Raw genomic sequence first — 1,895 nt, forward strand, 5'->3', positions numbered from 1 at the left:
TCGCCAGCGGCGCGCAGCCGGTGTTCTGGGCGCCGCTGGCGCCGGCGCAGATCGAGGTCGAACTCGCGCGCCGCGCGCGCGTGTTCTGCCTGCAGCCGCGCGGCGACCTGCGCCGCCAGCGTGGCCACCTTGCCGACAACCAGCAAAGGCAGGCCGAACGGCAACGCCTGGCGGTGCTGCGCGAACGGCTGCTGGTGCGCATGGCCTTCTGCATTCGCGTCGAACCGGCGCTGTTGCGGGCGCTGCGCGCCATCACACCGGCGACGGCGAACGAACCGGCACTCGAAGCGCTGGTCTGGAACCACCCGCCGGTGGTCTACGACAGCCTCGTTTCGCGCGCCGTCGCCGCCGCGCACGTCGCGCGCTACCGCCAGGATTTCGAGGAACTCGCGGCGGCCGAGCAACTGGCGGCGCTCGAGCAGACGCTGCACATCCACGCCTGGCGCGGGCGGGCGACCGAAGCCACCGAGCTCCTGGTCTGGCAGGCGCACGCCCGCGACGAGGCGAAACGTGATGCCGCCGATCGCGTCGCCGAAGCCAAACGCTGGTTCGCCGCCCTTGGCGCCAGGGCCAGCCAGGCAGGGTGCGTCGATCCGCAACTGCGCCAGTACGCGCGCGATCTGCTGGCGCGCAACGCCGCCGACCTCGCGTGGATGTCGGCCAACTCGCGGGCGCTGTCGCCGGTGTGGGCCGCCAGCGGCGAAAAGACCGCGCCCGCTGGCCTGCAGCCCGAACATCTGCTGCAGGCGATCAGCGACCGCGACGACTGCGACGATTTGCCGCTGCTCGCCTGCGAACTCGGCGTGCAGCCGCCGGGGCTGATGCTTCACTGTGGCGAACGCCCGGCCGGCCCGGCGCATTCGCGCCTCGGCTCGCCGCTGCGGGCGAGGCGGCTGCTGGTCAGCGCGGGCGGGCCGACGCGCGTGCTCGACCCCGACCCGGCGGGCCGGCCGCAGCTCGTCGCGCCGCTCGCCAGTCTCGCCGACCCGGCCAGACCGCTGACCGTCACCGCCGGCCAGCACAGCTACCTCGTTGGCCGCGTCGAGCGCCCTGCCTGGGCGCAGGAAATCGGCCGCGACGCGCATGGCCTCTACGCGATCGTTGAAATTCCGGGCCAGGCGCGCAAGGCGTCGGCTGGCGCCAGAACCGTCGTCCAGCGGCTGCGCTACATCGAAGCCGGGCACTTCCGGATGGGGTCGCCAGAATCCGAGCCCGAGCGCTATGAAGACGAAGGCCCGCAACATTCGGTGACCCTGAGCGCCGGCTTCTGGCTGGCCGACACCGCCTGTACGCAAGCGCTCTGGGAAGCGGTGATGGGCAACAACCCGAGCCATTTCCATGCCAAGAACCGCGGCGGGCCGCAGCATCCGGTCGAGCAGGTGAGCTGGAACGACGTGCAGCGCTTCCTGCGCGCGCTCGAAATGCGGCTGCCGGGGGCGATCGCTAGCCTGCCGAGCGAGGCCGAGTGGGAATACGCCTGCCGAGCCGGTACGCTGACCGCTTTCAGCTTCGGCGACCAGATCACCCCCGAGCAGGTAAACTACAATGGGAATTTTCCGTATGCGGGCGGCACCAAGGGCCTCTACCGCGAGTCGACCGTTCCGGTCGGCAGCCTGCCGGCCAACGCCTGGGGCCTGTACGAAATGCACGGCAACGTCTGGGAGTGGTGTGCCGACGGGCAACGCAAGTATGTGGAGCGCGACGAGACCGATCCACGCGGCCCGGAAGGCGAAGGTGTTGCCGGGCGCGTGCTGCGCGGCGGCTCCTGGAACCGCAACGCCGGGCACGCCCGCTCGGCGTACCGCAGCGCCTACGCGCCCGGCTACGCCGCCCAGTACTGCGGCTTCCGCTTTGCCCTGAGGTCCACGAGCCCAGCCGGGGCCACGGAGTGGCCT

At 71.6% G+C, this 1,895-nt stretch carries 1 protein-coding gene; it reads left to right on the top strand.

The window, feature by feature from the left end; all coding sequences use genetic code 11:
* Nucleotides 1-1,895, top strand: a 1,895-nt coding sequence (locus CAPSK01_RS21570) for a formylglycine-generating enzyme family protein (protein WP_337958530.1), incomplete at both ends; no start/stop codon positions are given.

This window comes from Candidatus Accumulibacter vicinus (assembly GCF_000584955.1).
Classification (GTDB): Bacteria; Pseudomonadota; Gammaproteobacteria; order Burkholderiales; family Rhodocyclaceae; genus Accumulibacter; species Accumulibacter vicinus.